Annotated in this window: 27 protein-coding genes and 1 tRNA gene; 14 read left to right on the forward strand and 14 right to left on the reverse strand. The window is 69.1% G+C overall.

The window, feature by feature from the left end; all coding sequences use genetic code 11:
* Window positions 1-257: 257 nt before the first annotated feature.
* Window positions 258-578 carry a hypothetical protein gene (locus MKK52_RS03255; RefSeq protein ID WP_243952311.1) on the forward strand — a complete coding sequence of 107 codons (321 nt, stop codon included), beginning with the start codon at window positions 258-260 and terminating at the stop codon, window positions 576-578.
* On the opposite strand, the gene MKK52_RS03260 is transcribed toward MKK52_RS03255, so the two are convergent.
* From MKK52_RS03260 to MKK52_RS03285, 6 genes are all read right to left on the reverse strand, one after another.
* Window positions 551-730, reverse strand: a complete 180-nt coding sequence (locus MKK52_RS03260) for a hypothetical protein (protein ID WP_243952312.1) — start codon at window positions 728-730, stop codon at window positions 551-553. The genes MKK52_RS03255 and MKK52_RS03260 overlap by 28 nt on opposite strands.
* 463 nt (window positions 731-1,193) lie before the next feature.
* Window positions 1,194-1,520 (reverse strand): hypothetical protein, encoded by a 327-nt coding sequence (locus MKK52_RS03265; protein ID WP_243952313.1) that lies wholly within the window; start codon window positions 1,518-1,520, stop codon window positions 1,194-1,196.
* 37 nt (window positions 1,521-1,557) lie between these two features.
* Window positions 1,558-1,713 (reverse strand): hypothetical protein, encoded by a 156-nt coding sequence (locus MKK52_RS03270; RefSeq protein ID WP_243952314.1) that lies wholly within the window; start codon window positions 1,711-1,713, stop codon window positions 1,558-1,560.
* Between the two features lie 16 nt (window positions 1,714-1,729).
* On the reverse strand, window positions 1,730-1,930 hold the full coding sequence (locus tag MKK52_RS03275; protein ID WP_243952315.1) for a hypothetical protein: 201 nt from the start codon (window positions 1,928-1,930) through the stop codon (window positions 1,730-1,732).
* 11 nt (window positions 1,931-1,941) lie between these two features.
* Window positions 1,942-4,509, reverse strand: coding sequence for an AAA family ATPase (locus MKK52_RS03280; RefSeq protein WP_243952316.1), 2,568 nt, complete (start codon window positions 4,507-4,509; stop codon window positions 1,942-1,944).
* A 54-nt stretch (window positions 4,510-4,563) separates the two neighbouring features.
* Window positions 4,564-5,133, reverse strand: coding sequence for a hypothetical protein (locus tag MKK52_RS03285; protein ID WP_243952317.1), 570 nt, complete (start codon window positions 5,131-5,133; stop codon window positions 4,564-4,566).
* 104 nt (window positions 5,134-5,237) lie between these two features.
* On the opposite strand from MKK52_RS03285, the gene MKK52_RS03290 reads away from it, so the two are divergent.
* The 3 genes from MKK52_RS03290 to MKK52_RS03300 all read left to right on the forward strand — a co-directional run bounded on the left by MKK52_RS03290 (window position 5,238) and on the right by MKK52_RS03300 (window position 6,371).
* On the forward strand, window positions 5,238-5,642 hold the full coding sequence (locus MKK52_RS03290; protein ID WP_243952318.1) for a hypothetical protein: 405 nt from the start codon (window positions 5,238-5,240) through the stop codon (window positions 5,640-5,642).
* Window positions 5,639-5,848: a hypothetical protein gene (locus MKK52_RS03295; protein WP_243952319.1), complete on the forward strand. Its 210-nt coding sequence runs from the start codon at window positions 5,639-5,641 to the stop codon at window positions 5,846-5,848. The genes MKK52_RS03290 and MKK52_RS03295 overlap by 4 nt, the downstream gene beginning before the upstream one ends.
* Before the next feature lie 211 nt (window positions 5,849-6,059).
* The gene (locus tag MKK52_RS03300) at window positions 6,060-6,371 is read left to right on the forward strand and encodes a helix-turn-helix domain-containing protein (RefSeq protein ID WP_243952320.1); all 312 of its coding nucleotides are present in this window, start codon (window positions 6,060-6,062) and stop codon (window positions 6,369-6,371) included.
* A gap of 50 nt (window positions 6,372-6,421) precedes the next feature.
* On the opposite strand, the gene MKK52_RS03305 is transcribed toward MKK52_RS03300, so the two are convergent.
* From MKK52_RS03305 to MKK52_RS03325, 5 genes are all read right to left on the reverse strand, one after another.
* Window positions 6,422-6,637, reverse strand: coding sequence for a hypothetical protein (locus tag MKK52_RS03305; RefSeq protein ID WP_243952321.1), 216 nt, complete (start codon window positions 6,635-6,637; stop codon window positions 6,422-6,424).
* Between the two features lie 114 nt (window positions 6,638-6,751).
* Entirely contained in the window at window positions 6,752-6,925 is a 174-nt protein-coding gene (locus MKK52_RS03310) for a hypothetical protein (RefSeq protein ID WP_243952322.1), read from the reverse strand.
* 87 nt (window positions 6,926-7,012) lie between these two features.
* Window positions 7,013-7,087: transfer RNA gene (locus tag MKK52_RS03315), tRNA-Gly, on the reverse strand.
* Window positions 7,088-7,144: 57 nt separating this feature from the next.
* Window positions 7,145-7,336 carry a hypothetical protein gene (locus MKK52_RS03320; protein WP_243952323.1) on the reverse strand — a complete coding sequence of 64 codons (192 nt, stop codon included), beginning with the start codon at window positions 7,334-7,336 and terminating at the stop codon, window positions 7,145-7,147.
* Window positions 7,337-7,508: 172 nt separating this feature from the next.
* Window positions 7,509-8,375 (reverse strand): formyltransferase family protein, encoded by an 867-nt coding sequence (locus tag MKK52_RS03325; protein WP_243952324.1) that lies wholly within the window; start codon window positions 8,373-8,375, stop codon window positions 7,509-7,511.
* Between the two features lie 127 nt (window positions 8,376-8,502).
* On the opposite strand from MKK52_RS03325, the gene MKK52_RS03330 reads away from it, so the two are divergent.
* On the forward strand, window positions 8,503-10,098 hold the full coding sequence (locus MKK52_RS03330) for a cryptochrome/photolyase family protein (RefSeq protein ID WP_243952325.1): 1,596 nt from the start codon (window positions 8,503-8,505) through the stop codon (window positions 10,096-10,098).
* Here the strand turns inward: MKK52_RS03330 and bcsS are convergent.
* A complete protein-coding gene (gene bcsS, locus MKK52_RS03335; RefSeq protein ID WP_243952326.1) occupies window positions 10,065-10,760 on the reverse strand; it encodes a cellulose biosynthesis protein BcsS in 696 nt (231 codons plus the stop codon). The genes MKK52_RS03330 and bcsS overlap by 34 nt on opposite strands.
* A 279-nt stretch (window positions 10,761-11,039) precedes the next feature.
* On the opposite strand from bcsS, the gene MKK52_RS03340 reads away from it, so the two are divergent.
* Complete coding sequence (locus MKK52_RS03340) at window positions 11,040-11,642, forward strand: exopolysaccharide biosynthesis protein (RefSeq protein ID WP_313898722.1); 603 nt, start codon at window positions 11,040-11,042, stop codon at window positions 11,640-11,642.
* Here the strand turns inward: MKK52_RS03340 and ldtR are convergent.
* Together ldtR and MKK52_RS03350 are read right to left on the reverse strand one after the other, a co-directional pair.
* Window positions 11,639-12,148, reverse strand: a complete 510-nt coding sequence (ldtR, locus tag MKK52_RS03345; RefSeq protein WP_243952327.1) for a transcriptional regulator LdtR — start codon at window positions 12,146-12,148, stop codon at window positions 11,639-11,641. The genes MKK52_RS03340 and ldtR overlap by 4 nt on opposite strands.
* Window positions 12,149-12,373: 225 nt before the next feature.
* Window positions 12,374-12,832 carry a DUF6163 family protein gene (locus tag MKK52_RS03350; protein ID WP_243952328.1) on the reverse strand — a complete coding sequence of 153 codons (459 nt, stop codon included), beginning with the start codon at window positions 12,830-12,832 and terminating at the stop codon, window positions 12,374-12,376.
* 262 nt (window positions 12,833-13,094) lie between these two features.
* Between MKK52_RS03350 and hemB the strand changes: the two genes are divergently transcribed.
* The 8 genes from hemB (at window position 13,095) to MKK52_RS03390 (ending at window position 20,156) form a co-directional block, all read left to right on the forward strand.
* Window positions 13,095-14,150, forward strand: coding sequence for a porphobilinogen synthase (hemB, locus tag MKK52_RS03355; protein WP_243952329.1), 1,056 nt, complete (start codon window positions 13,095-13,097; stop codon window positions 14,148-14,150).
* 25 nt (window positions 14,151-14,175) lie between these two features.
* The gene (locus tag MKK52_RS03360) at window positions 14,176-14,544 is read left to right on the forward strand and encodes a hypothetical protein (RefSeq protein ID WP_243952330.1); all 369 of its coding nucleotides are present in this window, start codon (window positions 14,176-14,178) and stop codon (window positions 14,542-14,544) included.
* Window positions 14,545-14,612: 68 nt separating this feature from the next.
* Window positions 14,613-15,101: an RDD family protein gene (locus tag MKK52_RS03365; protein ID WP_243952331.1), complete on the forward strand. Its 489-nt coding sequence runs from the start codon at window positions 14,613-14,615 to the stop codon at window positions 15,099-15,101.
* Between the two features lie 138 nt (window positions 15,102-15,239).
* Complete coding sequence (locus MKK52_RS03370; RefSeq protein WP_243952332.1) at window positions 15,240-15,986, forward strand: arginyltransferase; 747 nt, start codon at window positions 15,240-15,242, stop codon at window positions 15,984-15,986.
* Window positions 15,987-16,075: 89 nt separating this feature from the next.
* Window positions 16,076-17,383 (forward strand): adenylosuccinate lyase, encoded by a 1,308-nt coding sequence (gene purB / locus MKK52_RS03375; RefSeq protein WP_243952333.1) that lies wholly within the window; start codon window positions 16,076-16,078, stop codon window positions 17,381-17,383.
* A gap of 57 nt (window positions 17,384-17,440) precedes the next feature.
* Window positions 17,441-18,298, forward strand: a complete 858-nt coding sequence (locus tag MKK52_RS03380) for a D-amino-acid transaminase (RefSeq protein ID WP_243952334.1) — start codon at window positions 17,441-17,443, stop codon at window positions 18,296-18,298.
* A gap of 68 nt (window positions 18,299-18,366) precedes the next feature.
* Window positions 18,367-18,723, forward strand: coding sequence for a hypothetical protein (locus MKK52_RS03385; protein ID WP_313898723.1), 357 nt, complete (start codon window positions 18,367-18,369; stop codon window positions 18,721-18,723).
* Between the two features lie 140 nt (window positions 18,724-18,863).
* Window positions 18,864-20,156 (forward strand): adenylosuccinate synthase, encoded by a 1,293-nt coding sequence (locus MKK52_RS03390; RefSeq protein ID WP_243952335.1) that lies wholly within the window; start codon window positions 18,864-18,866, stop codon window positions 20,154-20,156.
* Window positions 20,157-20,181 lie beyond the last annotated feature (25 nt).

The raw sequence follows: 20,181 nt of genomic DNA on the forward strand, positions 1-20,181 counted from the left end.
GCTCCCATGACAGCCCATGGGGCGCCCATGGCTGGACGCATGGCTTGCGTGGGAAACGATTCGGATCGACTCCGAATTCGGTCGCCGGCCTCGCTCCTGGTCCCTCCGAACCGCGCACCGCCTGACGAAGTCCAGGCATAACGTCAGCAGAGGCCGTTAGCGCGTTGGATTCGCTTGTCGAATCTCAGGCGTGGCGCTTCCATCCGCCTCGATGGAACTCACCCCGCACCCACGCGCTGCCATGGCCCCCCGAGGCCATGCCGACAGCCCCCGTCAAGGCGGGCCGCGGCGCCGGCGCGTATGGCTCCTCTCCCCAGACGGCCGTCCTCGGCGCCGTCGTCATGCGCGGCCTAGCGGCGGTCACCCGCGACCGCCGGCTGACTTCGCCCCAGATGCGGGCGCTGCTGCGGCAGCCGGATACCGCCGACGGGCACCTGCGCGCCGAACTGGCCACGATCCGCCGCTGGGACGGTGACGCCGTCTCCTGGCGCCGGCTGATGGTGTTCTGCGACGACCTCGGGTGCGACGCCGGCGAGATCATCGCCTCGCACTACGCCTCGACCCGGAACGTGCACTGATGCACCTCGGCGTCGACCCCGGAAAGAACGGTGCCTGGGCCCTCCTCGACAGGGACGGGCGGCTCGTGGACGCCGACCACTTCCCCCTCGACGGGGAGGGCGACGAGCGCGGCGAGGCTGGGCAGCGTGATGAACAGGGTCGGCGCGACCACGAATCCTCCGGGTCGCCGACACCTTCACCGACCCGGTCCTCCAAGGCCATGGCTGCGCCGGCTCAATCCCCTGTGCTGAGATCCCCGCGTCCCCCGGGGCACGGTGCCGGCCCGCGGACGGCGACGTCGGGACGGAGCGGCTCGCTCAGGGACGTCCAGACCCAGCCGCTCTTGTCGGTCGCCCCGGCCGGGCTGTCGTAGACCGCCACCATCCGCCCGTCCGGTCCCCGAAGCGCCGCGCCGCGGCCCCGGTACAGATTGGTCTCACGGCCCGTGCGGACGTCGACGACCCCGCATGAAACGACTAGGTCCCACGTAGCCCCCTGCGCGGGCGTCGCGTCCCACCGCCCGAACGCGGCCGCGGTTCCGTGCGTCTGCCCGCGGACGTCGAGGACCCAACGGTCTCCCTTTTCCGGGAATGGGGCAGCCAGCGCCGCCGTGGCCCATGCCAATACTGCGATTACTAGAATTCGGCCAAGCATGTCCCATCCTCCAGGAAGTAGACGGCGATTGCGGTGGTGATGATCTCGTTCGTGTCCCGGCGTCGGAATCCGGGCTCTTGGATGCGGTAGCCGACGGGGATGGCCCCCGGCGGCGGCAGGGCGTCGGTGGGTGTCCCCGTGACGTGGGCGTGAACCTCACGGCGGCCCCGGAGGGCACGCAGGCGGCCGGACTCGCTGACGCGGAACCAGCAGTCCCGGAGCGCCAGGGCGGGCGCGTGGCCCGTGACGCGTCCGTTCTCGCGGACGGACCACATGGCCTTCGGGCGGTGGCGGTACACGTCAGTCATCGGGCGTGCCGAGCGCGGACCGGAGGGCGTCCATCGGCTAAAGGTCGGCCTGGGCGGCCATGCACGCCACGATGGCCTCGCCGACCGGTCGAGGCAGACGCCCCGAATCGATCAGGCGCTGGATGTGGAGGCACAGCTCCAGCAGGGCGATGTCGCGGTCACGGGCGACGGGATCACAGGGACGCGCGGTCATGGGGGATCTCCAGGCGTTAGACGTGGGCTACGGAATGGGCGGCATCCCCGGCGGCCAGGGCCACCTTGAGGGCGTCGTCGGCGGTCATCGTCCCCGCCGCGACGTGGTCGGCGAGGCGACGGCAGGTGAGGTCGGCGGCGATGCACAGCAGGCCATTGGCCGTGCGGGACCGTGCCGCGTCGGCGAGGCGCCGGCGGATGGTGTCGAGGGCTTCCATGGAGGCCCCCGCTAGTGGCAGTGCCGGCGGGACGGGGAGGCCTCGGCGACGAGCCGGGCCACCTGCGCGCCGTCGAGGCGGCGCTGTTCCACGAGGGCGTCCGCGATCCGTCTGACGGCCCCGGCGTGCCGGCGCACGGTCTCCCGGGTTCCGGCGTACAGGCGGTCGAGCGTCTCCTGGACCTCCCTGCGCAACAGGGGGGCGGTCGTCAGGGCCGTCGCCGGGTCGAGGGACACGGCCACCAGGCCGCGGGACCCCAGGCCCCATTCCCCCACCATTTCGACCACCATCTTGGTGGCCTGCGCCAGATCGTGCGACGCCCCGGAGCTCACGGAGTCGAGGAGCATGTCCTCCGCCGCGCGCCCGGCCAGCAGCAGCCGGATGCGCGTCTCGGCCTGGGTCCGCGTCCAGACGCCCCGCGCGGCGGCACCCAGCTTGACCCAGCCTGCCATTCCGTCGCCGGCCTGGATGGCGACGACGAGGTCGTCGCAGGGCTCCTCCAGGGTCGCCAGCAGGGCGTGTCCGGCCTCGTGGACGGCGTAGCGGTCGAGCGCCTCGGCGGGCACGCCCTCGTCCCCGGCGCCGGCGACCGTCAGCAGGTCGTCGAGCGTCAGCGAACGGTCGGCGTGGCGGGCCCGGCGCCGGGCGTCCTCCACGAGGGCCTCGATCATGGCCCCCGTGTACCGCTCGGTGCGCCAGGCGACGGGCAGCAGGTCGGCCCCCGGCAGGTCCCCGGCGAGGCGCACGCGGATCATCTCGACGCGCTCCTCGACGTCCGGCAGGCCGATCTCGATGTGCACGCCGAGACGGCCCGGGCGCAGAATGGCGGGGTCGATGCGACCGAGGTCGTTCGTCGTGCCGATGACGATGACGCCCTCGCGGCCGCCGGCGCCGTCGAGGCATTCGAGGAACGAGTTCGTGACCTGGATGACGTAATCGGAATGGTCGTGCCGCACCGTGCGCCTATCGACGAATGTCTCGCACTCGTCGACCAGGAGGATGGCCCCCCGGCGCCCGGCCGCCTTGACCCGGGCCTCGTCGAAGGAGCCCCTCATGCCCCTGAGGGTCGTCCCGAGGTGGCCGGCGTCCAGCGACTGCCATAGCGGGAGAGAGGCGATGACGAGCGGGATGCCCGCGCTCGCGGCGAATGCCTGGACTCCTAGCGTCTTGCCCGTGCCCGGGGGGCCGTGGAACACCGCGCCGTTCGAGACGGTCGACCAGGGCGCGCCGGCCCGCCATCCCTCCAGGTCCCTCATGGTCGAGCGGCACCACTCGACCGCCTTCCGGGCCCCGTGTAGGTCGTCGAGCGTCAGGTCCCGCCCGCGGCCGCTGGCCTTTGGGGGAGCCGTCAGCCGGGCGAGGTCGGCGATGATGGCCTTCGGCAGCCGCCCGGGACGCACGGCGATGGCGAGGTGCTCTGCGGTGACCGACAGGCCCGCGACCGCAGCGCGCTCGGACGCCGACAACGGCTGTCCCGTCTCCGCACGGATGACGGTCGACAGGTCCCCGGCGTCGATGGGGGACAGCGTCAGGCGGTGCACGGCGGCCTGGAGCGCGGCCGGCGGCAGGCACGTGCCCGCGTCCGGGGTCAGGCACACGAGCGCGGCCGGGGCCCGCAGGGCGGATAGGAACTCCTTCGGGCGCCTCTCCTTGTCCGAGTTCCCCTTCGGCGGGTCGGTGTGGATGATCCGCCTAACGTTGTGCAGGCCGAGCGAGTGGAATGAAATCGAGTCGAGGGCGGCCAGGGTTAGCCTGTCGGGCACGTCGACGAGCACGACGATGCCGCCCACGTCGATGTCCTGGCGCAGGCCGGCGACGCCGTTGAGCGTCCGGAGGAGCTGCCTCCCGGCTGCGGTGACGACGGGGGAGCCGGGGATGACATCGCCCTCGTCCACGTCCTCGGGGACGGAGCCCGTGTCGTCGTGGACGGGACCGCGCGGGGCGATGCTGGAGATGGCCGGGGAACGGCGTGTGCCGGCGGGGGCCGCGGGTTGGGCGCCGCCGTTGGCGAGCGCCTCCGCGAGGACGCCGATGGCGCCCTGGCCCGCCAGCCGCATGGGCATCGGGAATGCGCTCAGTCCGAGGACGGCGGCGTCGAACCGGTGGCCATCGGGGCGCATCCGCCTGAGCTCGGCGGCACGGGTGGCGACGTAGTCGAGATGCGGCTGGCTCCCGCACTCCATGAGGGCCATCGCTGTCGCATCGGCGATTGCCTCCCACTCGGCGGCGTCAGCCTGGCTGCACGCGAAGTCGAGGATGTCGCCCCCATCGCCCCCGTCGATCTCGGTGAGGCGACGGATGGCGTTGTCGAACGCGGTCGACGTCTGTTCGTACGCGATGCGAGCCAGGATCGGGTCGCGATACAGTTCGTCCCGGACGCCCAGGCAGGTCGTCTGGATACCCGTCCAGGCGATGTGCACCTCGGAATCGGTGTCGCCGTACCATGCGGCGAGCCGGTGAACCGTGAGGGCGAACATCTCGATGAACGGCGAGTCGCCAATTCGGATCGGGGTCAGGTCACCGGAGAGGGAGGCGTGCAGGCACAGGCGCTGCCACGCCGGGTCTGGCGTAGGGGACATGGTTGGCTCCATCAGCAGCGAGTGTCATGAGACAACCCGCGCAGGAGGCCAGGCTTATTCTACGTTTCCTAAAAATGGGTTAGCCGATCCGGGTCCGAGCATCTTTTTGAGCATTTTGTTACGCCTGACCTTGCCCAAGAGGAACGCGGCGTACTCGGCGGCCTGCAGGGCCTCGCGCATCCGGTCGACTTCGTCGGGCTCGGTGGCACCCTCGGTGGCGAACCGGCCGATGGCCGTCAGCATACACCCCATGAGTTCGGGCTGGCGGCCCTCCGCGGCGGCCCCGAGGGCGGACAGCACCATCGGCGGCAGGCCGTTCCGCTCAATGCGGTCCCGGGCCATCGTCCTGCGGGCTATGCCGAAGGCCTGCGGCAGGGCGTAGGTGTGCCCGCCCGGCCAGAGCGCCAGACCGGCCTCATCGACGGCGGCCACGAGGGCGTGGTTGACCTCCGCGGGGTCCACGGGGCGCGGCTCCCGCCCGGGCACGATGGCGTGCGGGCGGCGCTCCGGGTCGTACGCCAGGACCGTTCGGGGCGGCCCTTCGGACACGAGGTAACCCACGCCCAGCCAGCCTTCGGGTACCGGTTCGTCGTCGGGGTCCGGGGTGGCGAGGCGGATGCGCATGCCCCGGGATAACCCGCACCCGCCTAGGGCGGCTAGCCGAATCGTTGCCCGCGGGTACCCTCGGCGCCGAGCCCCGGCAGCGCTGCGCAGGCTTGAGAGGAATCGTGCTCACGATACGCAGACTCGCCATTCTGGAGCCGCAGGTCGTCGACGTCCCGCTGAGGTCGGAGGACCAGTTCCCCGTCGGGCCCAGCGAGGTTCATTCGGGCCCACTCATGCGCGCCGACGTCACCCCGGTCGATAGGCCGTCACCCGGGGTCTACCTCTCGCTGACCATCTACGCCCATGAGAGCGACCTGCCTTTCATGGACTTGTCGTTCCTGCGCTTCAAAGGGGGTCCCTGCGAGGTCGGTCCCTGGTCGCGGAAGAACCGTGAGGAGGGCATCACCGGGCCGATACTCAGACCGTGCTTCCAGCTTGTCCCTGGGCTGAACAGCTGCGACGTCGAACTCTCAAAGGCCATGCCGAGAGTGGTCAATCGGACCGTCACCACCTGGAACGCGGCATGACCGAGGAAGACACCCCCGTCATCGTCATGGGCATCGACGAGGCACAGGGCAGCGACGACCCAGCGCGGCCGCTTGGGCAGGCCCTGGTGCGGTGGGTCCCCACCGACCGGGAGCAAACCTACGAGGAGGCGGTCGCCGAGATGGAGATGGCCGCGCGCAGGTGGACGCTGGCCCAGTACAAGGCGTGGAAGGAATCCCAGGTATGACTGAGGTCGAGAAGCTCGAACAGCGACGGCGCTACGAGGCGCGGACCGCCGAGTGGCATGCCGTGAAGGACTCAACCCTGACGGGCAATGCTTAACGCCGTTCGTCAGATTGTGGGTTTCAGGGCCTCCGGACACACTGGGAATGCCTCCGATAACGTATCTCTGAGGCAATTTAGCCCCAAAAGTACGTTGTGAGAGGCATCGTCCGGCCGTGTCCCATTTAGATTTGTTCGAGATCGGCAAGCTCATCCGGCAGCACCGTCGGTGGCGTCGGCTGACCCAGCAGGAGGTCGCCGCCAAGTGCGGTGTCCGGAAACAGCTCATCCTCCTGCTGGAGGACGGGCGGGCGCCGACGGTGTCGTTCCGTGTGGTCCTGGCCGCGATGAACGCCGTGGGCCTGGACCTGCGGGTGGTCCGCTACCAATACCGGCCGCCCACCCTGGAGGAGGTCCAGGCCCAGAACGAACTCGACGACGCGCCGGAACAGGAGGCCGTCTGGGGCAGCCCGGGGGCATTCCGGTAGCCCGAACGCGAAAGGGCCCCGGCATCGCTGCCAGGGCCCCTCGGGGACGTTCAACCCGGCACCTGCCGCACCTCCAGGAGGGCCGCAACTGCCTCGTCGAGCGTGTCCAGCCACTCCAGGACCTCGCCACCCTCGTCAGACTTCACCCAGGCCTCCGACATCTTCTCGACCGACTCCCGCTCCTTCTGGACGAAGTCGCGGAGCGCGGTCTCGGCGCGGTCGACAGCCTCGATAACCTGCTTGGGTAGTTCCCACGTGACGGGCATTGCTGGGTCTCCTTCGCTTGATCCGTCACCCGACACCGGGCTCTAGAATGGCGTCGTCGGAGCGATAGGCAGCGTGCTTGAGGGCACCCTCGCACGGAGCGGGTTGCGGGCCGGTTAAGCTGGACCGTAGGAATCGCGGCATCGTTCGACCGCCTCGGCCTCGATGCCGGCCTCGTCGCGCGGGCCGTCCGTGGGTATGTGCGACCGCCCTGCATCAAGGGCGGCCTCGCGCGCCTTGAGGGCCTCCCGGCGGGCGTGCCAGTCGGCCGCTTCGCCTTCGGCGTTCACGACGACCTCCCGCGACCACCCGTGACATCCCGGTGGCATCCCGCATTTTCGGGATGTCACCGCCGGGGGCTAAGTCGTTGAGAAATATGGAGCGGGCGATCGGGATCGAACCGACGACATTCAGCTTGGGAAGCTGACGTTCTACCACTGAACTACGCCCGCGCGGTTATGGGAATTAGGCCCTCGGCCGGGGCCTGTCCAGCCAAAAATGAGGCGGCCTCACTCCACCGGCAGCAGCGTCGTCACCAGCGTCGCAACGAGGCTCGCGGCGAGGACGCGCAACAGCGCGTAGCCGGGATGGTCGGGCGAGATCACCAGCCACTCGAAGAGGCCGGCGCCCACGATGATCGCCATCCCAAAGACGATGATCGCCTCGGCCGCGACGGATTGCTCGTCGGGCTTTTGCGTCATGGCGAGCGCTCCCCCCAGCGGTACACCCAAGAGGAGCGAACCACAGCGCGTGACATCACGAACTAAGCTAGCCCAGACTCGCCGAGCAACTTGCCTGACGCTCTAAAACAGCCTGGGAGGAAACGGAAGCCGGCTTCATGCGTCCGATGACGCGGGAAAATACGGCGCTCGTTCAGCGTCCGATCTGGGCCGCCTCCACCTGCGAGGCGGGGGACCAGCGCAGGATCTGGATGTAGCCGTTGCGCGCCGCCACCACGAGATGCCGGCGATGGCGGTGGACGACGGTCCCCGGGAGGTGGCCGTGCGCCTCCACCCAGCCGTCGGCCTGGGCGATGAAGACGCGCATGTCGCCGATTCGGGCGATGGTCTCGACGGTGCCGAAGGCGCGCACCCGCCGGAGAATCGCCTCGACATCCTGGCGGAAGTCGAGGGTGCGGTCGGCATCCGTCGCCCGCGCCCAGTAGGAGCCGTCGCCCTGCGGCTCGGCGCGTTTCCACCGGTTCGGCAGATCGCGCGCGAGGGGGCCGGCGGCGAGGCGGCGGGCCGCCATCTGGCACTTCGCCAGGAGGGTCTCGTGCGATTCGCCCGCGCCGATCGCGAAGATTTCCTGGGCGAGGATATCGCCGGTGTCGAAGCCGTTCTCGGCCAGGACATGGGCCGTCACGCCCCAGGTCTCGTAGCCGTCGAGAACCGCGCGAAACAAAGGATAGGGACCGCGTCCGGTGGGGAGCGGCGACGGGTGAAGGTTGAGGGCGTAGGTCGCCCGGCCGCGCCAACCGCGCACCAGCCACGGGTAGCCAGCCACCACCAGCGCCCAATCGCGTCCATGCGCGGCATGCAGCGCGTCGAGGTCGGCCTGCTGGATCTTCGACAGCTGGATCGGGATCCGCGCGGCGCGGGCACGGGCCACGACCACCTCGTTATGGTCGTAGATGCCGTCGCAGGGTCGGGTGAACAGCTTCAGCGGCGTCCAGTTGGCCTCGATCAGGGCCTCGAACACGCCACCGAGGAAATCGATGCCCGCAAAGGCGAACTTCATGGAAAGCCTGCGACGTCGTGGTGCCGGGAAGGCCGGGCGCTGCCGGTACCGGAGGTCATAGGCCGGCTTTATCCTGGGCGCGACCCCTGTGGGAACATCGGCGTCGCCCTGGCGACCGGGAGGATATGTGGCCAGCCGTCCAGCGCACGAGAAGCCCCGAGAGGGCCGGGTCCTGCGCCTCGTCCTCGGCGACCAGCTGAACCGCCGGGTCTCCAGCCTCACCGACCTCGACACGGACGGCGGCGTCGTCCTGCTCGTCGAGGTGCGGGGCGAGGCGACCTATGTCCGCCACCACAAGCAGAAGATCGCCTTCCTGTTCGCCGCCATGCGCCACTTCGCCGAGGAGTTGCGCGAGGAGGGCGCGGAGGTCGATTACGTCCGCCTCACCGATGCCGGGAACACCGGCAGCTTCACCGGGGAGCTGGAGCGGGCGCTTACTCGCCACCGCATCGCGCGAATCGTGGTGACGGAGCCCGGCGAGTGGCGGGTGTGGGAGATGATGCAGGGCTGGCGCGACAGCCTGCCGGTGCCGGTCGAGATTCGCGCGGACAACCGCTTCCTCTGCCCCCGCGAGGATTTCGCCCGCTGGGCCGAGGGCCGCCATCACCTGCGGATGGAGACGTTCTACCGGGGGATGCGCAAGCGCACGGGCTTGTTAATGGAGGGGGGCGAGCCGCTGGGCGGCCGCTGGAACTTCGATGCGGAGAACCGCAAGCGCCTGCCCAAGGGCCACCGCCTGCCCGACCGGATCGGCTTTCAGCCCGACGCGATCACCCGCGAGGCCATCGCCCTGGTCGAGCAGGAGTTTCCCGACCATTTCGGCGACTGCGCCGCCTTCTCCTGGCCGGTGACGCGGGCTGATGCGCTCGCCTCGCTCAAGCACTTCCTCGCCGAATGCCTGCCGACCTTCGGCGACTACCAGGACGCAATGAAGGGCAACGAGCCGTTCCTCTATCACGCGCTGATCTCGCCGGCCCTCAATGCCGGCCTGCTCACCGCCGAGGAGGTGTGTCGCGCCGCCGAGCGCGCGCATCGCGAGGGTGCGGTGCCGCTGCATTGCGCGGAGGGCTTCATCCGCCAAATCCTCGGCTGGCGGGAATATGTGCGCGGGCTCTACTGGGCGCGGATGCCGGCCTACGCCGAGACCAATGCCCTAGCCGCGAGCCGCCCGCTGCCGTGGTTCTACTGGTCGGGCGAGACGGACCTGCACTGCATCCGGCAGGTCGTGGACCAGACCCGCGCCCATGCCTACGCCCACCACATCCAGCGGCTGATGGTGACGGGCAACTTCGCCCTTATCGCCGGGCTCGATCCCGCGCAGGTGGAGGAATGGTACCTCATCGTCTTTGCCGACGCCTACGAATGGGTCGAGTTGCCGAACGTCCACGGCATGGTGCTCTGGGCCGATGGCGGCGTCATGGGCTCGAAGCCCTATGCCGCCTCCGGCGCCTATATCGACCGCATGTCGGATTATTGCCGGGACTGCGCCTATGACGTGAAGGCCAAGACCGGCCCGACGGCCTGCCCGTTCAACTACCTGTACTGGAACTTCCTCATCGAGAACGAGGAGCGGCTGGCCGGCAACCAGCGGATGGCGATGCCCTATCGCACACTGGCCGGCATGGACGACGGGCGCCGCAAGCAGATCCGCACGGATGCCGCCCGCTTCCTCGATTCGCTCTCGGCGGATCAGAACGAGGCCCAGGTCGCCAGCGTGAAATAGGGGGCGGGCCGCGTCCGTTGCGATTCCCACTGCATCCCCGTCGAGAGGCGGATGTGGGTGTTCATCAGCACGAAGTCCGTGGCGTGGAGGCCGAGGGCGACCTTCCCGTAGCCGGTCGCGTCGAGAGAGGCGCTGCCCTCCGGCCCGAGATACGTGTCCCAGAGGCGGTAGCCCCAGGCGATTCGGGTCCAGACGCTGCCGCGCGCAGTGCCGGCGACCGTCACCGCGTGGACGAGTGTGTCCTCGTCCGGCCGCAGCCATGCCTCGGCCTGCAGACGCATTCCGTCGCGGATGCCGCGCACCCCGTCGATCCGGGTCTCGAATCCCAGGAAGGCGGCGACGGCGCCCTGCGGCAGGACCCATTGATAGCCGAGTTGCGCCGAGGCTTCGGCCGAGAGCGACAGACTCGTGGCGGGCGCGCCGCAGCCGCACCGCTTCCGTTCGACGCGCACCCCGTCGCCGATGGCGACCAGGGCCACCGGCCCGTCCCTGTCGCGGGCGCCGAGCCCGATCTTCGCCCCGCTGGTGGAGAAGGTCGACCGGCCGGCATCCAGGCTCTCGAACAGGAGCACATCGAGATCGCTCGCCTCGACGGCGCTTTCCGCGAGGCCGAGCAGCGCAAGGCCCGAGACCCATCGCCTGTGGAGGAGACTTACGCACACACGCCGCCTGACGCAGACCCTGTTGGGGCGCCGTGACGAGGCGGCCCGGCGTGATTGGTAAAAGCCTGGTTAACGCCCGCAAATGGACAGGAACGGTTGCAGCTTCCACCAGTAGAACGGCGCGGTTGCGGAATGAGACTCTAGGTGAGACTGCGCCGTCCCCGACGGCACGTCAGGTTCGTAAAGGGGGTGCAAAAAAGCCGGGGGACGCCGCGCGGCTTGGCGCAGGCGGCGATCTCGGATAGAGCCCGCCGCAAGTCAGTGAAGGTTGGACCGGACGTGTCTTACGGTGCTCGCACCTCGGACGTTCTCACCGTGCTCGCGAGCCAGGAAGGCGAGCGTCTCACGGTAGCGGACATCGTGGCGGTCCTGCGCGACCGGGCTTTCGCCCTGCTCGTCGTGCTGCTGGGCCTGCCCAATTGCCTCCCGATGCCGCCGCCGATCCCGCTCGTCTGCGGTCTGCTGCTGCTGCTCGTGGCCATTCAGATCGCGGCAGGCATGTCGGCGCCGTGGCTGCCCCGGCGGCTGCTCGGCCAGTCGATCAAGCAGTCGGACGTGAAGCGCGCGGTCAAGCGGGCCGTGCCGGTCCTGCGGCGGCTGGAGCGCTGGTCGCGCCCGCGCCTCAGCGTGTTCGAGACGGCCATCGGCATGCGCGGAATGGGCGTCGCGCTTTTGGCGCTCGCCCTCGCGCTGATCGTGGCGGCGCCGCTCATCGGGCAGATCCCCCTCGGGCTGGCGGTCTGCCTCGTCGGCCTCGGCCTTGTGGAGCGCGACGGGATCGTCGTGCTGGCGGGGCTGGCCGTCGGCCTGTTCGGCGTGGCGATCAATGCGGGATTCGCCTACGCCGTGGTGTCCGGCATCGCCGGCCTGCTCCACCTTTAGAGGCGGTAGCGGATCTGGTCCGTCCAGAACCGCTCCAGGCGGCTGAGGGCGCGGTTCAGACGGTCGAAGTCGTCGTCCGAGATGCCGCCGATCGGGGCGATCGTGCGCGAGTGCTTGTCGTAGAGCTGCTGCACGATGTCGTGGATCTGGCGACCCTTGTCGGTCAGGCTGATCCGCACGGAGCGCCGGTCCGTCTTGGAGCGGGCGTGGTGCAGGTAGCCGGCCTCCACGAGCTTCTTGACGTTGTAGGACACGTTGGAGCCGAGATAGTAGCCCCGCGTCCGCAGTTCGCTGGCGGCCAGCTCGCTGTCGCCAATGTTGTAGAGCAGCAGGGCTTGGACGCTGTTGACGTCCTCGCGGCCGCGCCGCTCGAACTCGTCCTTGATCACGTCGAGGAGGCGGCGGTGCAGCCGCTCCACGAGGTGCAGCGCCTCGAGGTAGGCGTTGTGCGGGGCGGCCGGCTCCTCGGAGGCGGCGGGCTGGGTGCGGGCGGACTGGCTCTTCATCGGTCAAATCCCTGACGGATCCTGCGGTGATCGTGTGGTCCGTCACCGCTTATGTTGGCAAAGCTATCCGCTGGGAATGAAAGACGATTTAAGCGGCAAGATGAATTCGCGATTTACCTGTGTCAGTAAAGACAAACTGAATGGATTAAAGGAAGATTTCGTTCACTCTCGTGCCGCGAGCTTGCGAAGGTTGCGATAAGCTTCCGTCAATCCTGTGCGGGTGCCTCAATGCCCCTCCCTGGCGGCGAGCCAGGAGAGCAGGAAATAGATGAGCATGACGAGGACGCCGAAGATCAGGAACGGCGTCGAAATCGGCACGAGTTGCGGCGTGAGGATGGCGAGCGTCAGCCCGGAGGTCACGGCGAGCAGCCAGATCACCCCGCCCCAGGCGCTGGTGAGCCACAGGCCGCTCGCGGCCACGGCATCGACCACCGCGAAATAGACGATGGCGGCCTGCCGGCCGAACGGCTCGGCCTCGAAAGGCGGGGCGCCGGGGCGCACGTCGAGGATGGTCGCCCAGGCGAAGACCGCCTTGGCGAGCCATGCCAGCGCGGTGAGCCGCATGAACCAGACGAGGGCCGTATCCCAGGTGCTGGGCGGGGGCGCCGCATCGCGCTCGATGCGGTCTCCGAGAAGGCCCCCCGGCCGGATCGGCTTGCTGCGCAGCGGGATCAGGCCGCGCATGGACGAACCCTCGCGCGCAGGCTCCGCTCGATCTTCACGTTGCGTCGTCTCCCGATGCGACCGCCCACCCCCGGCCGGGTTGAACCCATCGGGGCCGTGCCGTCAACGTGCGGCACCCCTGCCCTGCGCGTGGCCCTTGGGTCGGTCCCGCCCGGCGTGCTAGGCCGACGCAGCGGCAGGCGAGTGCCTCCGCTTGCCTGTCGCGGCCGTCCCGCGGGAGCCTCCCGCGCAGCCGCCTCTTCGAGCCCGGACACCCGCGCGCATGTCGGACAGAATCCCGGAACCCCGCCCCCTCGCCTATGCCGCCGTCCTAGAGGACAAGAGCAGCGGGAGCCTCGGCCTCACCCAGCGTCCGCGCCGGAACCGCAAGGCGGAATGGTCGCGGCGTCTCGTCCGCGAGAATACGCTCACCGTCGATGACCTGATCTGGCCGATGTTCGTCATCGAGGGCGAGGGCAAGCGCGAGCCGGTCGCCTCCATGCCGGGCGTCGAGCGCCTGACGGTGGACGAGATCGTCCGCGACGCCGAGCGCGCGGTGCACCTGGGCATCCCGGCCATCGCCTTCTTCCCCTTCACGGAGGTGAGCCTGCGCGATCCCGTTGGGTCGGAGGCGCTGAACGCCAAGAACCTCGTCTGCCGCGCGGTGCGGGCGGTGAAGCGCGAATTCCCCGAGATCGGCATCGTGACCGACGTCGCCCTCGACCCCTACACCAGCCACGGCCATGACGGGCTGATGAAGGACGGCGCCATCCTCAACGACGAGACCGTGGCGGTCCTCGTGGAGCAGAGCCTGATCCAGGCCGAGGCCGGCACCGACATCATCGCCCCCTCCGACATGATGGACGGCCGCGTGGGCGCCATCCGCCGCGCCCTCGACAAGGCGGGCTTCCTCGACGTCCAGATCATGGCCTACGCCGCGAAATACGCGAGCGCGTTCTACGGCCCGTTCCGCGACGCGATCGGCACCAAGGCTGCGCTGGTGGGCGACAAGCGCACCTACCAGATGGACCCCGGCAACTCGGCCGAGGCGTTGCGCGAGGTCGCCCTCGACCTCGAAGAAGGGGCCGACTCGGTGATGGTGAAGCCGGGGATGCCGTATCTCGACATCATCCGCCGGGTCCGTGATACGTTCGGCGTGCCGACCTTCGCCTATCAGGTGTCCGGCGAGTACGCGATGATCGAGGCCGCCGCCCGCAACGGCTGGCTCGATGGCGACCGGGCGATGGTCGAGGCGCTGCTGTCCTTCAAGCGCGCGGGCGCCGACGGCGTGCTGACCTATCACGCGCCGCGCGTGGCCGAGAAGCTGCGCGCCCTTTGACGGAAGGGCGTCGGGCTCCCATTCGGTGAAGGTCCTGCATCGCTGGTTCGTGGCCGGGGGCATCGCCGCGGGGTTCCTCGGCGGGCTCGCGGCCTGCCAGGACACCCTGCGACGGGACAGGGTGGCGACCTGCCGCCGGGCCCTGCCTGCGGTGGCTCAGGGCGCCGGCATCCGCTACCTGGGGGCCGGGTCCGGTCCCGCCCCCGGAACGGTGCGCGTGGACTACGCCGAAGGCACGCGCCAGCACCGGATGGTCTGCCGCTTCGACAACGCGGCAAAGCTCACCGAGGTGGCGACGGACGGCAACGCCCTCACCGGCGCGGCCCTCCACATGCTGCAACGCTACTATCTCAACACGCCTGACGCGGCGCGGGCCGATCCCGGCCAGCCGTGAGCCTGCTCTTGCGGCGGGCGGCGGCGGCGACCACCTAACAGTCGCTGCACCGCTTGCAGGGTCTTCCCATGTACGAATCCCGCGCCGACTACGCTGCCCGTCCGGCCGCTGCTCCCTTCACCGGGGGATTGCCCATTCCCTACGTGCGGGCGAGCCTCGGTGCGCGCACCATCGCGTACCTGCTGGACATCCTGTTCATCCTCGGCTTCACGGCCCTGCTGACCCTGGCGATCACGGTGATCGGGATCGTGACCTTCGGTCTCGGCTGGACGCTCTTTGCCGTGCTGCCCGCGAGCGGGATCATCTACAGCGCGATCACCGTGGGCGGACGGCGGCAGAGCACCATCGGCCAACGGTTGATGGGCCTGCGCGTGGTGGCGCCGGAGAGCGGTGCGCCGGTCGACATCGTGTCGGCGGCGGTTCACGCCCTCCTGTTCTACGTGGCGGTCTCGACCTTCCTTCTCTGGTGCGTGGACGTGGCCTTCGGGCTCGTTCGCTCCGACCGGCGCCTTGGGCATGACCTACTCCTCGGCCTCGCCGTGGTCCACGCGCGGTAGCTGACGAAAAACGCGCGGGCCAAGCGTCGCGGCATTTTACGGCGTGCTTGGCCTTCTGGCCCATTGAGCCCGGCCGCGACCCTTGTAGATTGGTGAGAAGCGCGGCGAGAACAGCCGTGGCCGAGGTTCCGACGAAGCGTGACGAGCCATCCGCGCGACACACCGCAATTCTATCTCACGGCGCCCTCGCCGTGCCCGTACCTGACGGGCCAGGAGGAGCGGAAAGTCTTCACGCACCTCGTCGGGCGGCGCGCCCGCGACCTGAACGAGATCCTGACCCAGGGCGGCTTCCGCCGCTCGCAGACCATCGCCTACCGCCCGGCCTGCGAGACCTGCCGCGCCTGCGTGTCGGTGCGGGTGGTGGTGGACGATTTCGTCCCGAGCGCCAGCCAGAAACGGGTGATGGCCCGCAACGCCGACCTGATCGGCGCGCCGGAGCAGAACCGCCCGGCCTCGGACCAATACGCCCTGTTCCGGCGCTACCTGAACGCCCGGCACGACGACGGTGGCATGATCGACATGACCATGCTCGACTACGCCATGATGATCGAGGACAGCCACGTCGACACGCATCTCGTCGTGTACCGTCGCCACGGGCCGGATACGGCGATCACCGGGCGGGGCATGGGCGGCCCGATGGCGGTGTGCCTGACCGACGTCCTCTCGGACGGGTTGTCGATGGTCTATTCGTTCTTCGAGCCGACGGAGGCCGGGCGCTCCCCCGGCACCTTCATGATCCTCGACCATATCCGCCGGGCCAAGCAACTCGGCCTGCCGTATCTCTATCTCGGCTATTGGGTCGATGGCTCGCGCAAGATGGACTACAAGGCCAAGTTCAAGCCGCAGGAGCGGCTGATGGGCCCCGGCTGGGTGCGGGTCGAGTAGCGCTCCCCTGCCCCGTCACGGGTGCGCATTGAGCTAAACGCCCGGCGGTGCTACCCGCCGACCGTTCTCCGACGGTCGAGTCAGCATCGATGATCCCCCGCTACAGCCGCCCCGCGATGACCGCGATCTGGTCGCCCGAGTCGCGTTTCCGGATCTGGTTCGAGATCGAGGCCCACGCGACCTCCGCTCTGGCCGAGATCGGCGTGGTGCCGAAGGACGCGGCCGAGAAGGTCTGGGCGATGGGCCGCGACGCGACCTTCGACGTCGCGCGCATCGACGCCATCGAGGCCGTAACGAAGCACGACGTCATCGCCTTCCTCACCCATCTCGCCGAGATCGTCGGGCCTGAGGCGCGCTTCGTCCACCAGGGGATGACCTCCTCGGACGTGCTCGACACCTGCCTGAACGTGCAGCTCGTGCGTGCGGCCGACATCCTGATCGCCGACGTGGACGCCCTCCTCGACGCCCTCAAGCACCGGGCGCAGGAGCACAAGATGACGCCGACCATCGGCCGCTCGCACGGCATCCATGCCGAGCCGGTGACGTTCGGCCTGAAGCTCGCGCAGGCCTATGCCGAGTTCGCCCGCAACCGCGCCCGGCTCGTCGCGGCGCGCGAGGAGATCGCCACCTGCGCCATCTCCGGGGCGGTGGGCACCTTCGCCAACATCGACCCGCGCGTCGAGGAATACGTCTCGCGCAAGATGGGGCTCTCGCCGGAGCCGGTCTCGACGCAGGTCATCCCGCGCGACCGCCACGCGATGTTCTTCGCGGTGCTGGGCGTCGTCGCCTCGTCGCTGGAGCGGCTGGCCATCGAGATCCGCCACCTGCAGCGCACCGAAGTTCTGGAAGCGGAGGAGTATTTCTCCGAGGGTCAGAAGGGCTCCTCGGCCATGCCGCACAAGCGCAACCCGGTGCTCACCGAGAACATCACCGGCCTCGCCCGCATGGTGCGCAGCTACGTGAACCCGGCCATGGAGAACGTCGCCCTCTGGCACGAGCGCGACATCTCCCACTCCTCCGTCGAGCGGATGATCGGCCCGGACGCCACCGTCACCCTCGATTTCGCCCTGGCGCGGATGACCGGCGTCATCGAGAAGCTGCTCGTCTACCCAGCGAACATGCAGCGGAACCTCGACCGCCTCGGCGGCCTCGTCCATTCGCAGCGGGTGCTTCTGGCTCTCACCCAGGCCGGCGTCTCCCGCGAGGATTCGTATCGGCTGGTCCAGCGCAACGCGATGCCGGTCTGGCGCGGCGAGGGCGACTTCCTCACGCTGCTCAAGAACGACGCCGACGTGACCAAGGCTTTGACGCCGGAGCAGATCGAGGAATGCTTCGATCTCGGCTATCACTTCAAGCACGTCGACACGATCTTCGAGCGGGTCTTCGGCAAGGCTTGATCGGCCGGCACGAATCCCGCACCACCCGTACCATCGTCCGAGTTTGAGGAAACCGCCGTGAGCGCGTCCCGCATCGTCTACCTGAACGGCGAGTTCCTGCCCTTCGAACAGGCGAAGGTGCCGATCATGGATCGCGGCTTCCTCTTCGCGGACGGCATCTACGAGGTATCCGCCATCCTGGACGGGCGCCTCGTGGACAATGCAGCGCATCTGGCCCGACTCGACCGGTCCCTCGGCGAGATCGGCATCCGCAACCCGCACGATTCTGCGGAATGGGAGCGCTTGCAGACCGAACTCGTGCAGCGCAACGGCGTCACCGAAGGGCTGGTCTACATGCAGGTCACACGCGGCGTGGCCGAGCGCGACTTCGCCTACCCCTCGGCCGACACGCCGCCCACGGTGATGATGTTCACGCAAGCAAAGACGGTCGCCGCCAACCCGCTGGCCGAGAAGGGCGCGCGGGTCATCACGGTCGAAGATCTTCGCTGGAAGCGCCGGGACATCAAGTCGGTGGCCCTCCTCGCGCAGGTGCTGGCCAAGCAGCAGGCCGTCGAGGCCGGCGTCTCCGAGGCCTGGATGGTCGAGGACGGGGCGATCACGGAGGGGTCCTCCTCCACCGCCTTCATCGTCAGCCGCGACCGCAAGCTGGTGACGCGCCCGCTCTCCACCGCGCTGCTGCCGGGCATCACCCGCGCCAGCGTGCTGAAGCTCGCCGCCGAGGCCGACCTGACCATCGAGGAGCGGCTGATCCCCGTCGCGGAGGCCCTGGACGCCGCCGAGGCGTTCTACACGAGCGCGTCCGCCTTCGTGATGCCGGTGGTCGAGATCGACGGCCGCGCCATCGGCGAGGGCAAGCCCGGCCCGCTGACCAAGCGCCTGCGCGAGCTTTACCTGGACTTGGCCCGCGCCGGCTAAGGCGTTTCGGGCCGGATATCGGAACGGTTTGGGCTGCCACCTGTTTCGTCGGGACCTCGTACTCGACCATGGAGGCCGCGTTGCCGAGCCTGTTTCGTCTCTCCAAAGTGCCTGCCGCCGCCCTTGCGGTGATGCTGACCGGCGGGGTGGCGCTGGCCCAGAACCCGGACGCTCCCCTGCGCAAGCAGGACAGCGATCCCGCCCTCCCCCCGGCGACCCAAACGCCGCCGGACCGGGTTCGTCCGAGCGCCGACGCCCCGCCGAAAGATCAGTCCCTCTCGGACAAGCTTCAGAAGAACGACGGGGTCATCAAGCCGCCGGGCGACGCCACCGGAACGGTGGTGAAGCCCGATCAAACCGGATCGATGCCGGTGATCAAGCCCGGTGATTTGCCTGGCCGGACTCCCGGCACCGAGGCGAAATAGCGTCGGACAGACGGGGTTACGGACACCGCCTGCATCCTGCTTGCTTGATTTCCACTGCTGGATCGCGAAAACGGGCTCTGAGCCCGCCTTTGGATTGCGTCCGATGGCGTGGACATCACTGACACGGGTTCAGGGCAGGCATGGCCAACGTCGTCGTAGTCGGCGCCCAATGGGGCGACGAGGGCAAGGGCAAGATCGTCGATTGGCTCTCCGAGCAGGCCGACGTCGTGGTCCGCTTCCAGGGCGGCCATAACGCCGGCCACACGCTGGTGATCGACGGCGTGACCTACAAGCTGTCGCTGCTGCCCTCGGGCGTCGTGCGCGGCGGAACGCTGTCGGTGATCGGCAACGGCGTCGTGGTCGATCCGTGGCACCTCGTGGAAGAGATCGCCAAGATCGGGCAGCAGGGCGTGTCGATCACGCCGGAGAACCTGCGCGTCGCCGACAACGCCACGCTGATTTTGCCCCTTCACCGCGAACTCGATCATTACCGCGAGACCTCGAACGCGGTCCTGAAGATCGGCACCACCAAGCGCGGCATCGGCCCCGCCTACGAGGACAAGGTCGGGCGCCGGGCCATCCGCGTCGTGGATCTGGCCGACGCCGACATGCTCGACGCGAAGATCGCCCGTCTGCTCGCGCACCACAACGCCCTGCGCCGGGGCCTTGGCATCGACGAGATCGACGGCGCCGCCTTGAAGGCCGAGCTTCTGGCCATCGCCCCCAAGATCCTGCCCTTCGCCGACACGGTGTGGTCGCTGCTGGATGAGGCCCGCCGCGCCGGCAAGCGCATCCTGTTCGAGGGCGCCCAGGGCGCGCTCCTCGATGTCGATCACGGCACCTACCCCTACGTCACCTCGTCGAACATCGTGGCGGCGCAGGCCGCGACCGGCTCCGGCCTCGGCCCCTCGGCCATCGGCTACGTGCTCGGCATCGTGAAGGCCTACACGACCCGCGTCGGCGAAGGCCCCTTCCCCACCGAGCTGACCGACGCCACCGGCGAGCGGATCGGCGAGCGCGGCCGCGAGTTCGGCGTCGTCACCGGCCGCAAGCGCCGCTGCGGCTGGTTCGACGCGGCCCTGGTGCGGCAGACGGTGCGCACCTCCGGCATCAACGGCATCGCGCTGACCAAGCTCGACATCCTCGACGGGTTCGAGACCATCCAGATCTGCACGGGCTATCGCCTCGACGGCAAGGAGATCGACCATCTCCCCGCGAGTCAGGCCGCCCAAGCCCGCGTCGAGCCAATCTACGAGGCGTTCGAGGGCTGGTCCGAGATGACCGCCGGCGGCCGCTCCTGGGCCGACCTGCCGGCGCAGGCGATCAAATACGTGCGCCGGATCGAAGAGTTGATTGGGGCGCCCGTGGCGCTGCTCTCGACCTCGCCAGAGCGCGACGACACGATCCTGATGCACAACCCCTTCGAGGATTGAGCAGCGCTGTCGCATCTATCGTTGA

The organism is Methylobacterium sp. J-067 (genome assembly GCF_022829465.1).
Taxonomy (GTDB): domain Bacteria; phylum Pseudomonadota; class Alphaproteobacteria; order Rhizobiales; family Beijerinckiaceae; genus Methylobacterium; species Methylobacterium litchii.